10 protein-coding genes are annotated in these 13,785 nt (G+C 43.3%); 6 read left to right on the plus strand and 4 right to left on the minus strand.

The annotated features are described in order from the left end of the window. Positions 1-327: 327 nt before the first annotated feature. Both rsgA and LDL35_RS08940 read left to right on the plus strand, forming a co-directional pair. The gene (gene rsgA / locus LDL35_RS08935; protein ID WP_304021884.1) at positions 328-1,281 is read left to right on the plus strand and encodes a ribosome small subunit-dependent GTPase A; all 954 of its coding nucleotides are present in this window, start codon (positions 328-330) and stop codon (positions 1,279-1,281) included. 176 nt (positions 1,282-1,457) lie between these two features. Beyond that, positions 1,458-2,156, plus strand: a complete 699-nt coding sequence (locus LDL35_RS08940) for a hypothetical protein (protein WP_304021887.1) — start codon at positions 1,458-1,460, stop codon at positions 2,154-2,156. 5 nt (positions 2,157-2,161) lie between these two features. Here LDL35_RS08940 and LDL35_RS08945 read toward each other — a convergent pair whose 3' ends face one another. Further along, positions 2,162-4,969 carry a PAS domain S-box protein gene (locus LDL35_RS08945; RefSeq protein WP_304021889.1) on the minus strand — a complete coding sequence of 936 codons (2,808 nt, stop codon included), beginning with the start codon at positions 4,967-4,969 and terminating at the stop codon, positions 2,162-2,164. A gap of 256 nt (positions 4,970-5,225) precedes the next feature. Here LDL35_RS08945 and LDL35_RS08950 point away from each other — a divergent pair, with 256 nt between their 5' ends. Next, positions 5,226-5,645: a pyridoxamine 5'-phosphate oxidase family protein gene (locus LDL35_RS08950; RefSeq protein WP_304021899.1), complete on the plus strand. Its 420-nt coding sequence runs from the start codon at positions 5,226-5,228 to the stop codon at positions 5,643-5,645. A 354-nt stretch (positions 5,646-5,999) separates the two neighbouring features. Here the strand turns inward: LDL35_RS08950 and clpB are convergent, their stop codons facing one another. After that, positions 6,000-8,597: an ATP-dependent chaperone ClpB gene (gene clpB / locus LDL35_RS08955; protein WP_304021901.1), complete on the minus strand. Its 2,598-nt coding sequence runs from the start codon at positions 8,595-8,597 to the stop codon at positions 6,000-6,002. A gap of 188 nt (positions 8,598-8,785) precedes the next feature. Further along, entirely contained in the window at positions 8,786-9,160 is a 375-nt protein-coding gene (locus LDL35_RS08960) for a hypothetical protein (RefSeq protein ID WP_304021903.1), read from the minus strand. Positions 9,161-9,568: 408 nt separating this feature from the next. Here LDL35_RS08960 and LDL35_RS08965 point away from each other — a divergent pair, with 408 nt between their 5' ends. Then, positions 9,569-10,207, plus strand: a complete 639-nt coding sequence (locus tag LDL35_RS08965) for a response regulator (RefSeq protein WP_304021905.1) — start codon at positions 9,569-9,571, stop codon at positions 10,205-10,207. A 44-nt stretch (positions 10,208-10,251) separates the two neighbouring features. On the opposite strand, the gene LDL35_RS08970 is transcribed toward LDL35_RS08965, so the two are convergent. Further along, on the minus strand, positions 10,252-11,952 hold the full coding sequence (locus LDL35_RS08970) for a cache domain-containing protein (RefSeq protein WP_304021907.1): 1,701 nt from the start codon (positions 11,950-11,952) through the stop codon (positions 10,252-10,254). Between the two features lie 65 nt (positions 11,953-12,017). Between LDL35_RS08970 and LDL35_RS08975 the strand changes: the two genes are divergently transcribed. Further along, positions 12,018-12,896, plus strand: coding sequence for a proline iminopeptidase-family hydrolase (locus LDL35_RS08975; RefSeq protein WP_304021909.1), 879 nt, complete (start codon positions 12,018-12,020; stop codon positions 12,894-12,896). Positions 12,897-13,116: 220 nt separating this feature from the next. Beyond that, the coding region (locus LDL35_RS08980) for an ATP-binding protein (protein WP_304021912.1) at positions 13,117-13,785 on the plus strand (669 nt) is incomplete at its 3' end.

Below are 13,785 nucleotides of genomic sequence, written 5' to 3' on the forward strand. Positions count from 1 at the left end.
ACAGGTACAGGAGCATAATGTCAGCGTTTTTCCAGGTGATCCAAAGCGGGTATCCGGTCAGACACGAAGATCACTAAAGCATATAATTAATTGCTTATATTCTTATATCAGGTTTTTGTTCTTGTAATCCAAACAAAAAAAGAGAAATCAGTTATATTCTTTACCTATACCTATTTTATGAATAATTCATCTTCTTATTGTAACATTTCCACTGATTCATTCCTCAATCTTGGATGGAATGAAAATTGGGAACAATTATTCGCTCCTTTTCAGGGCCCTTATAGTCCTGGCAGGGTAATCACCGCTCATAAAACACGCTATGATGTAGTGACACCGACAGAGATCCTCTCCCTACCTATCTCCGGAGCGATGAAAGCAAAAAAACATATTCCGGTCGTGGGAGATTTCGTTGCCGTTTTGCAGGATGAAAAGACTGCAACCCAGATGATAGTATCCATTCTTGAACGAAAGAACTGCCTGTCACGAGGCGGTGCGGGAGAATCAGCCGGTGAACAGGTCCTTGCAGCAAATATCGATACTGTCTTTATCGTCACCGAACCGGGTCATGATTTCAGTATTCCACGACTGGAGCGGTACCTGCTTATTATCAGGAGTTCCGGAGCAACGCCCGTTATTATCTTCAATAAATCAGACACCTGTGATGATATGTCTGAATTTTTATCCCAGGTTAAAAGTGAACTTGGTGAAATAGCAGTAATCCCCATCAGTGCCCTGAATAATACCGGTCTGGAACAACTGAACTCATTTCTGGCACCAGGAAAAACGGTCATATTTCTTGGCTCTTCCGGAGTTGGAAAATCAACGCTTATCAATACCCTCACCGGAACAACTGTTCAGAAAACGGGGGAGATCAGAGAGGACGATGGTAAGGGAAGACATACCACGACGGTCAGGCACCTGGTTTCTCTCCCTTCAGGAAGCTGTCTGATTGATACGCCCGGAATGCGGGAGATCCGAATCTGGACTGCTGAAGAATCGGTTCAGGATGCATTTGAAGATATTGCAAAGTTTTCACAGGGATGCCGGTTTTCAGACTGTACCCATGAACAGGAACCAGGATGTGCAGTCAGACAAGCCGTTGAAGAGGGAGAGATATCCGCAGGTCGTCTGGAACGATACAAAAAATTACTGAAAGAAGCGGCATTTGAGAGAGGAAAGGCAGAGATCGGACTAAAACGGTTTGAAAAGATCAGATACAAGGGAATCAGTCAACTCGCAAATGAATATCGGGAAAAGAAAAAATGGGATGCATACCGGTAATACCTGATATCACCGAACTCTCCGGGCCTGAATGGAACTGGTCAATTGAAAAACCAGTTTCATGCAATCCTCCTTTCCTGTATGTTCCTGTACATGCCTCGCTGGATAGTCCAGCGGATTGGCGAAAACATTATCATTTTATCGGATGAGAATGTTATTCAATGGAGGTTATTGAGATGAAAACGATTTTACTTGCTGGACTTGCAATACTCATTCTTCTGTGCAGCTCATCCATGGTTACTGCTGAAGAAAAACCTGGTATAGATGTTCTCAATAAAAATGTGTGGAATGGATCCTGGGCATCTGAAGAATACACCCTTCTTATTCTTCAGAATGGTTCATTCATCGCTGGCAGTTATACGCCGAATAATATTACAGCCCGTGATCCTGGTCAGCTTAAGGGAACCTTATCAGAAGACGGAAGTACCTTTTCAGGAATCTGGTCTGAAGGGGGTACTGTTTCTTTGATTCTTGCTGATGATGGAGAGTCATTTTCCGGCACAGGAACCGTGAACCAGGAGGGACTTTTGGAAGAGCCCTTCACCTACACGATACATGGGACCAGAGAAGGAGCGATACCAGATGCAAATAACACCTGGACAGGAACCTGGAAAACCGGGAGTAAAACATATAATCTTACGCAGAATGGAACCGCACTCTCTGGCTCATATACACCGTTTGATCTTGATTCTGACGAGCCAGGACTGATTGATGGAGCCATATCTGAGGATGGAAAAATTATGAAGGGTACCTGGATTGAAACGGGTACATTTTCATTTATTATAAGTGATGATGGTCTGACATTTAATGGAACATATACTACAGAACTCACCGAATCGGCCGTCACAGATAGCTGGAATGGAGTAAAAATTTAAATTCCCTAAACCATCTTACCATCTTTTCTGTATTTCCCTTTGGGAACATTGATCTCAAACCGGCATCCGGTACCGTACTGTCCATTTTCGGTTATAGTAATATCAGACATTGCAAGGATCTCTCGTGTCAGGAACAACCCATATCCGGTATTCTTTCCAAAACCTCTGTCGAAGATATACTTTTTCTGATCATCCAAAATCCCGGTTCCATCATCCTCTACCGTGATAAGAAAACCGGTACTGGTCTCGGTTCCACGAACCTCAATATATGTCAGATCTCCTCCATGACGGATTGCATTTTCAATAAGATTATAGCAGACCTTCTCAAAAAGGGGATCACACAAAATTGAAACCCCGGATACATTCACACGAACCTGGACGTCTCCGGTATCAATCTGGTGAGCAACCCGACTGAACACCTCTCCGATATCCTGCCATTCAGGTAATTTCAGTCCGAGTTCCTGGTATGTCTTTGAAAAGGCAACAAATTGTTCAATTTCCGTCAATGAGCGCCTGATACGGTCAATATAATCCCTCTGTTCCTGGTGTAATTCATTATCATCCAAAAAGGATAGGAATGCTTTTGAGATCATAATCTTATTCAGGATATCATGCCGGGTAATTCCGGATAAGAGATTTAACTTTTTATTTGCAACCAAGAGTGCCTCTTCTGCCTGCTTATGAGAGGTGATATCTCTTACCGATTCTATTGCACCGACAACATTTCCATTCTTATCATACAGACGGGCAGCGATAACAGAGATATATGCCATCTTTCCTTTAAGTTCAACCCAGAGACTTGTTGACAACAGATCTTCAGATCTGTTGATTTCAGGATATAAACCATCATAGGATAACTCCGGATGTAATGCAAAGTCTATGAGCAGGGGCCTCTTCTCTGAATATATCGCATATGAGTATTGGAAATCCCCTTTACCAATCATCGAATCCGAATCATAGCCGGTAAACTTCTCCATTGCACGGTTCCAGAAGAGAATGACCCCATTCTTATCGATAACAAAGGTAGGATCAGGGAGGAGTTCAAGGATCATCTCCACCCGTGAATAGGCATCACGAAGAGCTTCCTTTTCTGCAAAAGAGATGATTGCCTGACGTTCTATGGTGAGATCACGAATGTGGACCAGACTTATGATATCACCATCAGCGGTGACCTTGGTTATCCGGATATTCAGATATTGCTCAGCATTATCTTTGGTTCGTGATATTGTTTGACTTTCATATCCATCCGAACCGGCCTTCATTGAAGATTCAATCATTTCGGCAATAGTCTTACCAATATCATCAAATAACCCAGTAATTTCTCTTCCTGATATCGTGTTACTGGGTAGTGAGAACATCTCTTCAGCCGCACGATTCATCTCAAGAAGTGTATATCCTTTACAGAGGATGATCGCATCTGCAGAGGCCTGAAAGAGACTTAGGTATCGCTCTTCACTGGCTTTCAAAGATGAAAACATGGTCTGTAACTGATCAGACATGTTTTTAAAGGAACGGGAAAGTTCACCAAGTTCGTCTTTTCTTTTACTATCAGTCCAGGAGGAGAAATCGCCATGAGCAAGGGCTTTTGCGGACTTGTTCATTGCAAGAATCGGTCGGGTAATGTACCGTGCCAGGAGAATGCAGAGGATAATTGTTCCAAGAAGGGAACCTAATAAAATCAGCAGGGTAGTCTTATTGTGAGCCTGAATACTGCCCATGAAATCAGATTCAGGGATGACAACCACAATAAGCCAGTCAAGCCCATATGAGTCCTGGTATGGAGTAAACTCAACGAGTAACGGCTCCGATTCAAAATCACAAATAAATTGTTTTCTGGTCGAAATGTTGGTACTATTTCCCATATGATGACTGATAAAATGCGTCACTTTCTGAATGACCGGATCAGAACATTCAGCAGCAGAGAGACGAACGAGCTCACCATTCATCCGATGATAGGGCTCTTTGATCGTTGAAGATGCAATTATCTGACCGGTTTTATCTATTATGAACGCCTGCCCGTTTTCAGAGATCTTAATCTGCTGCAGGAAATCGCCAATCCCACTCAAAGTCAGGGATGTGTCCATGACTCCCATGAGCGTTCCCTTTTCGGAATATACAGGAGTAACAGCATCAATACTGACCACTCCTTCAAGCCACATATAAATCGGTGTCCATGCCGGACCCTCTGCCCTGACTGCAGTCTGATACCAGGGTCTGATCCGGGGATCATAATCAGGTATTGTCAGTGTCTTTTCTCCAAGACTTCCATCAGGTAACAGTCGGTACTCAATAAAAGAATGATTTGTCATTGAGTTTGAAACACCGTAAAACCGCTCGGTTCCGTTTACCAATCCAGGGGCACCGACCTTTGATATGATGGTATAATTCCCATCCTGCTCATTAGCATAGCACACTGCTTCAATCGTATCAAAGCGGAATGATAACTCTCTGAAATACGAGATCAGGTCGGAATTTTCATGGACGTTCATATGTCCGAGCCTGATACTGTCAAGACAAAGCTGGTTTACCAGATGAGGGGTTTTGAGATATTCATTCAATTGATCGGTAATCCGATCAGAGACCTCACTCTGAACCTGTCCGGCGAGTTCGTTAACAGCAAACTGACTGGCCTGAAATGAAAAAAATCCGGTGATACAGATAGCAAAGATAACTAGGAGAGCGAAACTAATGGTGAGGACGGTTTGAAGTTTAAATCTTCCGATAAAATGAGTGCTCTTTTCAAACGCCGTTTCCTCTGACTCATTTACTGAAGAATCAGAAGAACCCTCTCTATGTATCCGGTCAGTATTCATGGATCAGATAGGAGAATATCTATCATTCAAAGTGTAATACCATAAATATATCCATCTTATCCGAATTATAAAAAAAATTGAATTGATCTTAGAGATAGACCAAATATCTCACAGAAGAAAAATTAAAATAAAATCTGACAAGATTTTCATACATATCATCTCCCTCGAAATTTTTATGCATTGACCATGTCGGTTCAAATCGGTAAAAACCTTTAATGGTATTCCAACCGAATCCAGAATCAGGTGAAGTACAGCTATGACTACAAAACTCATGGAATATTTTAACAAGTCCCCGCGGATCGGAGTACTCAGCACGGCAGATAAATCAGGCCATGTGGATTCTGGCATTTTTGGATCGCCCCGGATGACTGATGAAAAGACGGTGATCATGGGACTTTCCAATAACCGGACACTTGCGAATCTGCAGCAAAATCCCCATGCAGTCTACCTTATCATTGAACCGGGAACAGCACTTACTGACTGGAAAGGGATTCGGGTTTACCTGGTTGCATTACAGATTGCAACCTCCGGAAAGGATTTGGATGCGTTTAAAAGTCAAATCGCTGAGGTGATAGGGAAAGAAGCTGCAGATATGATAGTAGCATTGGTAACCTTTGAGGTCACCGGAGTCCGGCCGATTGTAGACATGGGTCAGGGATGGGAACAATCAATATAGGACACTCTTTGTAGTACAAATTGTAAAGAGAACCTATTAGACACCCATGATATCTTTTTCATAGAAACAGAGTACGATAATACAGGTTGATAATCGGGTGATCAGGTACGAGACTTTTCAACGAATTATTCTTCAGAAGTACCAGAAATCATCAATACCTAAAAAAAATATCCCTCATGGCATCACCACTTATTGCCCTCATTCTCTCGTTTTTTATTCCAGGTCTTGGTCATTTCTAATCCGGCCAGCTACTCAAAGATATTATAACCGGATTACATCAGAAATGTCAAAAAAGATCAAATCATGAAGATTAATAACTCATCGGAAAAAAGGAGACGGTTTTTTGATCTCCTTTCAGGTATTTCGAAATACCAGGGACCCATCCTTTTCATCTACAATGATCTCCTTCTCTTTCGTAACCTCTCCGGCAAGGATCATCTTCGAGAGTTCATTGAGCAGGTTTCTCTGGATAACCCGTTTGATGGGACGTGCTCCGAACAGGGGATCAAACCCGAGGTTCGCAATATGACCGATTGCTTTCTCTGTGACGGTAAACCTGACATCATTCTTCTCCAGCATCTTCCTGACGATATCAAGTTGCAGTCTGACTACTGTTCGAATCTCATCCATAGTGAGTGGCCTGAACATGATGACTTCATCAATCCGATTCAAAAACTCTGGACGAATTGTCTTTTTGAGAAGATCAAACACCATCTCTTTTGTCTGATCATAGATCTCCTCCCGGTTTTTGTCAGTGACATGTTCCAGATTTTCCTGGATGATATGTGACCCGATGTTTGAGGTCATGATGATGATGGTGTTCTTAAAATCAACCGTCCGCCCCTTGTTGTCAGTCAGCCGGCCGTCGTCCAGAACCTGAAGCAGGATATTAAAGACATCAGGATGAGCCTTTTCGATCTCGTCAAGTAATACCACAGAGTAGGGCTTTCTCCGAACCGCTTCAGTCAGCTGACCTGATTCTTCATATCCGACATATCCGGGCGGAGCACCAACCAGCCTGGAGACCGTATGCCGTTCCTGGTACTCGGACATATCAATCCTGACCATGCTGTTCTCATTGTTGAAGAGAAATTCAGCAAGAGCCTTGGCAAGTTCAGTCTTTCCGACACCGGTTGTTCCAAGGAAGATGAATGATCCGATTGGCCGCTTTGAATCTGACAGACCTGCACGGCTCCGGCGTATGGCATCCGATACCGCCCGGATAGCTTCATCCTGACCAACGACACGCTTATGAAGTTCTGCCTCAAGGGTGAGGAGTTTTTGCTTCTCACTCTGCAGCATCCTGCTGACAGGAATACCGGTCCACCTGGACACTACTTCCGCCACCTCTTCTGCATCCACCTCTTCATTGACCATGGCAGAATCTTTCTGCAGCTCGGTCAGTTGTTGCTTCAAACCTTCGATGATCTTTTCTTTCTCAGGGATCCGTCCATATCTGATCTCGGCAACCTTTCCGAGGTCTCCGGCCCGGTTGGCACTTTCGGCCTCAAATTTGAGATCCTCTATCTGATTCTTCAGCAACTGGATCTGCTCGACAATATCCTTTTCAGACTGCCATTTTGCCTTCAGCCGGTTCCGCTCCTCGGTAAGATTTCCAATCTCCTCATTGAGAGCATCAAGCTTCACCTGATCTTTTTCACGCTTAATGGCTTCCCTTTCTATCTCCAGTTGCCGGATCTTCCGTTCAATTATCTCAAGTTCTTCAGGAACGGAGTTTATCTCAAGCCGTAGTTTTGACGCTGCTTCATCGATCAGGTCAATTGCCTTGTCAGGGAGGAACCGGTCGGAGATATACCGCTGTGAGAGTTCAACGGCTGCAATTATGGCTTCATCCTTGATCCTGACATGGTGATGTGTCTCATATTTCTCTTTAATACCACGGAGGATGGAGATCGCATCCAGGGTATCAGGCTCATTTACCATAACCGGCTGGAACCGTCGTTCCAAGGCTTTATCTTTCTCGAAGTACTTCTGGTATTCCTTTAACGTGGTTGCACCGATAACATGGAGCTCCCCCCTGGAAAGGGCTGGTTTTAGGATATTGGCGGCATCCATCGCCCCTTCACTTGCCCCAGCTCCGACAAGGGTGTGAATCTCATCAATGAAGAGGATGATCTCGCCATCTGATGAGACAACCTCTTTTACAACACTCTTGAGCCGTTCCTCAAATTCTCCCTTGTATTTCGCTCCGGCAATCAGGGCACCCATGTCAAGGGAAAAGATCTGCTTCGTCTTCAGGTTATCAGGAACATCACCGTCGATAATCCGGTGTGCAAGACCTTCTGCAATCGCAGTCTTTCCAACGCCAGGCTCACCGATCAGTATCGGATTATTTTTTGTTCTCCGTGAGAGGATCTGTAAGACCCTTCTGATCTCATCATCCCGGCCAATAACCGGATCGAGTTTTCCTGAGTATGCAAGTTCATTCAGATTCCGTGCAAACTGATTTAAGGCATTATAGGTCTCTTCTGCAGTCTGGCTGCTAACCGTAGAGCCTTTCCTTAAAATTCGGATCGCCTCTTTCAGATCCTTTTCAGTCACGCCAAAGTCTTTGAGCAGTCGCGAGGTCGGCTCATTCACCGAGAGAATGCCGAGAAGGAGGTGTTCAATCGAGACGAAATCATCCTTGAACTCCTGGGCATATCCACTCGCTTTCTGAAGGGCTTTTGATGAATCGTGTGAAAGATAATGTTCCCCTCCAGTAATTTTCGGCAATGCCTCAATATTTCGATCCAGAACCTGGTTGAGCCGTTCAAGATTGACATTGAGTTTTTTGAGGAGATAGGGGATGACATTCTCATCTACGATAAGCATCCCTTTGAGAATATGAGCAGGTTCTATCGCCTGGTTCTGTTTTCCAGCAGCGATATCCATCGCTTTCTGAATTGCTTCCTGTGATTTGAGTGTAAAGTTGTTGAAGTTCATAATCATGATCTCTTTGTTATTGATTTGTAATTCTATATATATTTATCGTTAGGGTCTAACGTGTTCCAATAGAGATTGACATCTCACAAAAAATTAGAATATCAGACTCCTTTTAACGAATAAAATTCTTCAATAAGAGATTGATGAGTCATTCTTTGATCTGATGATATAAGGCCAGAGTGGTTTTATCCCCTTCAGTCTCCTTCATACTCTGCGATCTTCATTAGCCGGGTAAATTGATAAATCGCTGGCATCCTCCCTTTTCCTTCCCCGATAATTTCAATAATCCCGGCATTACGAAGTTTTTGTAAAATTTTTTTGGCTGATTCAGGAGGAATTGCAGATTTTGCTGCAAAATCAGTCGACGAGAATATTGGCCGGTCAAAGAGCGTGTCAATCACATCCACTGAATTGTGTGACCTGATCACGTGTGGAATGGTTCTTTTCATTTCATCATACAGGGCAACAACCTGTAAAGCCGGGATAATATTCTGTAAGGCCTGCTCACTGATAGCGTTCAGGAAATAGGAGATCCACCCGTCTAGATCTCCGGATTTTGAAATCTGCAATAGCCGGGTGTAATATTCTTCACTTGTTCTGTCAAAATAAGCACTGATATATGGTGATATTTAAAACACTTTTGTTTCAGGTTAAATTTCGATTCGTTGTATTACTTTTATCAGTCATAAAATACTCAAATAACAATTTGTGGATCTCGATTACGCATTCTGATACCGACAAAAAATGGCATTTTTACCAATTTCAGACATCGTTCCTGATACTCTTCTCTTTAGACCGCTCATATGATACCTCCTCCTCTTGTACCGGAGAGGAAAGGCATTTACTGAAGATATGAGCAGAAATTAATAAAGAGGAAACCAATGAATACCGTGAATCATGGCCAGATCACTGGTGCCTATGCATACCCACACTATTAATAATATCAATTTCCATACGGATACAGTAAGGGGCATCTCATGGGGAAAAACCCTAAGAAAATTCTCATTATCGATGACGAAGCGGTATTCAGAGAGGCTATGACACGAGCGCTGAGCTCTTGCGGGTATCGGTGTGTTTCAGAGGCAGATCCAGCGAAAGGGATAATGAGACTGAAACGAGAACCATATGATCTGGTTCTCCTCGATATCATGATGGATCCTGTTGATGGATGGGATACCTTAGGTCATCTCCGAACTTTTACAAATGGCAGAGAAACACCCGTGATTATGGCATCGGCGAAAAAACTCAATATCGACGAGATAATCAGGTATGGTGAATATCTTGCAGGTTTTGTCGAAAAACCATTTGTAGATACAGAATTCTGTGATGCAATAGATGAATTCTTTGGCTGGTATGATCCCCTGATAGCAAACGCGAATGCTGCACGATTACAGGGGGTTCCTCCCGAGATATGTACTTCCTGGATTCGTGCCGGCAGGCAGATAAAAGCAATCACCCAGATGTTGGAATATGTGAATCCATCCTGCATCCCTGACGAATCAATGTCAGAGGAAGAATGTATGGAGCATCGGATGGCCCAGGTCAGGGAGATATTAGAGAGAAAGAGGAAAGAGCGAGATAATATAAAAATCCTATATCCGGTTTTTTCTATTTAGGTATAGTTTTTCCAAAGGAGTATGAAAAAATTTTTTGAAAAAATTCAGGTAATACCTTTTCCCAGGTAGATCCCAGATCCAACAAACCAGTCCTCCCCTGCCGGAAGAACATAGCAGAGTTTCAGTTCATTGTTACCCGAATCCGGATTATAATATACAATATAAACAAATCCTCCTCCACGCTCTGCAGCACGTTTCTCGAGATATATTACCGGAACCCCATAGACATCAGTAAAGTTCATCCGGTTCGTTCCAATTAGTTCAGGCTGATGGGGAAGAGCAAGGGTAGTTCCATCATATCCATAGGCAAAGATATAGGATCCTCCATCAGCAAATGACTGGTTCAGATCATTAAAGTCCATAATCGCTTGTTCCTTCCCGACCTTCTCTGCATGACTGACGGCTTGTTTTACCCGGCCTATAAGGGCATGTATCTCATCAGATCCGAACTCTGCTGTAATCCAGGGGATATATAATCCAGAGCCGATGAACCAGTCTGAATCAACCGGTTCGATGTAATAGATCTTGAGCAGGTTCTGAAAATCCTTATCCGGGTTGGGATAAACCCCATACATAAATCCCCCTCCCTTCACAGCGGTATCAATCAGGGCAGGCATGATTGCAAAGCCATTCACATCAAACAGATCAGGCCTTTCTTTTCCCAACAGTCCCAACTGGTAAGGAAGGGCAAGGGTAGTACTATTCATGGTATAAGCAAAGATATACCTATCTCCTGAAACATACGGACCGGAAAGATTGTTAAAAGAATCACATGCAGACTCCTGGCCTGCTGTCCGGGCAAATATGGCTGCATCCTGCACAAACTGAGTGAGATCAGTGAGGCTTGCATTCAGATTATCTGGCCCTAATTCCCGATCACCGGCTCCCTTCTGTCTCTCTGCCTCTTCCAGGTTTCTGACGACTGCTACCCGCCATTCCTGATTATCAAGGGAAAGGGTATTCCAGATTGCCTGACGGGGAACCTGCCTTTTCCAGTTTTTATCCCAGAACGTATAGATGACGGTTCCATCCTCATGCTCGAGTACAGCATGCGATACATTTCGCATCTCCGGGGTATCATAGATTGGATCGGTCAGGACATTTCTCCCGATCTCAACCTCATCTGTTTCATAGACCGTCATACCATCTGTCTGAAGGATAAATACTTCATATCCGGTCTGTTCAGTAAAGGGACCGATAACCGGTCTGAAGAACTCTTCAGGGCGGATGGTAATATCTGTATAACCAAGATATTCATCGTCTTCGGAAAATATGGGGTAGCTGATTGAAATTCCATAAAACCCTTCTTCAAGATAGAAAATGTTACTGATAACCGGTTCCTGCTTTTCATTTGCAAATCTGGTTTCTGGCTGATAACTCAGATCAGTACCGATGAGACCAGAATACCGGGTCGGAGCGGCTGCAGTAATTATATTATCCGGAGAAATAATGAGGGAGGAATGCCCATAGGGAACGGTTTCTAACTTTCTTTCTAATACAGAGGTTGCATCATCCCCGGATATGCTAATGGTCCGGAGAGATTCGGCACTAATTCTGTTTTGTTCTTTGATAACTGCCAGTTCATCTGATATCTCGCCAGTAATTCTATCCAGTGCTGAAACCATCTCTAATGGGACAGTCAGGTTCTGGTTTAAAGAAGAATCAGTTGTGAGATCATCTGCATAGGCAGGAATCAGAAATATCGAAATGAGAAAGATGAGTACGAACCATCGTTTCATACTCATCCATCTTCTGATCAGGAGATAAAAACTTCTATGCAAATCATCATATCATGTATATAGAGGGTAGTATGATGCCAGACCACCGGGAAGGGTTCGTAGAATTTCAGGGGCGAAACATCTGGTTTCGAATGGATGGTGATCTTAATTCCGGGATTCCACTTCTCATTCTCCATGGAGGACCAGGAGTTCCCCATGATTATCTCACCCCCCTGGTTGCTCTCTCTGATGATCGACCAGTCATTCTCTATGATCAACTGGGATGTGGAAATTCCGATAAGTCGGAAGATATCTCATTGTATACCCTTGATTATTTCACGCAGGAACTGGAAGCAGTTCGCTGGGGACTTGATTTGAAAGAGGTTCATATTCTGGGTCAGTCCTGGGGTACCATGCTGGCGGTTCAATATATCCTGACCAAAAATCCGCAGGGAGTTCATTCACTTATTCTCTCATCCCCCTGTCTTTCAGCGTCCCGGTGGCATGATGATCAACGTCGGTACATCAATGAACTTCCAGCAGATATCCGGGAGATAATACTGAAAAGCGAAATAGAGGGAACCTGTGACTCCCCGGAGTACCAGGAGGCGATGATGGTCTTTTATCGAAACCATGTCTGTCGTATGGACCCATGGCCAGAATGTCTTGAAAAATCCATGGAAAAGATGGCTTTTCAGGTGTATGAACATATGTGGGGTCCGAGTGAATATACCATCACCGGAACCCTGAAAAATTATGAACATGCTCATAACTTACAGAACATCACCATACCAACCCTCTTTACCTGTGGTCGTTATGACGAAGCATCCCCTGAATCAACCCGGTACTATCAGAGTATGCTCCCAGGATCCAGAATTGTAATCTTTGAGGATGCATCTCATTCCCACCATCTTGAGCAGGAGACTGCATATCTCAATACAGTCAGGGAGTTTTTGGCATCTGTAGAATGATGCGTATATCGCTCACATCTCATGAAGCGGCTTATATCCATTTATGGATAATCATTATGAACCGGAAGACTGGAATGGAAGAGATTGATAGCACATAATTATGAGATCGGTCTATCGGGCATAATATATAAAAGGGTATATTGAGCTTGTCAATGATACTCAGTTCAAGTGCTCATTATGAATGAGAAAAAATATATCATTCTACTAATTAGTAATTAGTATGGTATCTAAGGAGCTTCTGAGACATCTGGTTTACCAGCAGAAGACACGGATTGATCAGAAAGATGATTCAGTTCGCCGTAATATTCTTGATCAGGTCCTCAATTCATTTGAGGATAACCGGGTTATCATTCTTACCGGTATCAGGAGATGCGGGAAATCCACGCTCCTGAAACAGATCATGCAGATAAAAACCAATTACTGTTATGTGAATTTTGAAGATGAAAGGCTCCTTACATTTCCCGCAGAAGAGTTTGAAATTCTAAATGAAGTTCTGATAGAAGTATATGGACCATCTGATATCTATTTTTTTGATGAAATCCAAAATATTGCTGGTTTTGAGACATTCGTGCGGCGACTTCAGGACGAGGGAAAAAAGATAGTGATCACGGGTTCAAACGCATCCCTCCTTAGTAGGGAATTCGGAACCAGGCTCACTGGGAGATACAAACTCTTCGAAATATTTCCATTCTCTTTTGCTGAATACCTTTGCTTTCAAAAGATTCCTGTGAGAAAGGACTCCCTGTACATACCAAATGAACGGGTAACCCTGATTACAACATTCGCAAAATATGTTGAGAATGGTGGAATGCCGGAATATCTCATGTATCACGACCCTGAATATATCAAAACACTCTATGATAATATCCTGTATCGGGACATTATTGCC

This window comes from Methanospirillum hungatei (genome assembly GCF_020216685.1).
Classification (GTDB): domain Archaea; phylum Halobacteriota; class Methanomicrobia; order Methanomicrobiales; family Methanospirillaceae; genus Methanospirillum; species Methanospirillum hungatei_B.

What these genes read in the sequence shown, in the direction of transcription:
- LDL35_RS08940 (WP_304021887.1), top strand. Translation starts at nt 1,458, where the DNA reads ATGAAAACGATTTTACTTGCTGGACTTGCAATACTCATTCTTCTGTGC.
- LDL35_RS08945 (WP_304021889.1), bottom strand. Translation starts at nt 4,969, where the DNA reads ATGAATACTGACCGGATACATAGAGAGGGTTCTTCTGATTCTTCAGTA.
- LDL35_RS08950 (WP_304021899.1), top strand. Translation starts at nt 5,226, where the DNA reads ATGACTACAAAACTCATGGAATATTTTAACAAGTCCCCGCGGATCGGA.
- clpB (WP_304021901.1), bottom strand. Translation starts at nt 8,597, where the DNA reads ATGATTATGAACTTCAACAACTTTACACTCAAATCACAGGAAGCAATT.
- LDL35_RS08965 (WP_304021905.1), top strand. Translation starts at nt 9,569, where the DNA reads ATGGGGAAAAACCCTAAGAAAATTCTCATTATCGATGACGAAGCGGTA.
- LDL35_RS08970 (WP_304021907.1), bottom strand. Translation starts at nt 11,952, where the DNA reads ATGAGTATGAAACGATGGTTCGTACTCATCTTTCTCATTTCGATATTT.
- LDL35_RS08975 (WP_304021909.1), top strand. Translation starts at nt 12,018, where the DNA reads ATGATGCCAGACCACCGGGAAGGGTTCGTAGAATTTCAGGGGCGAAAC.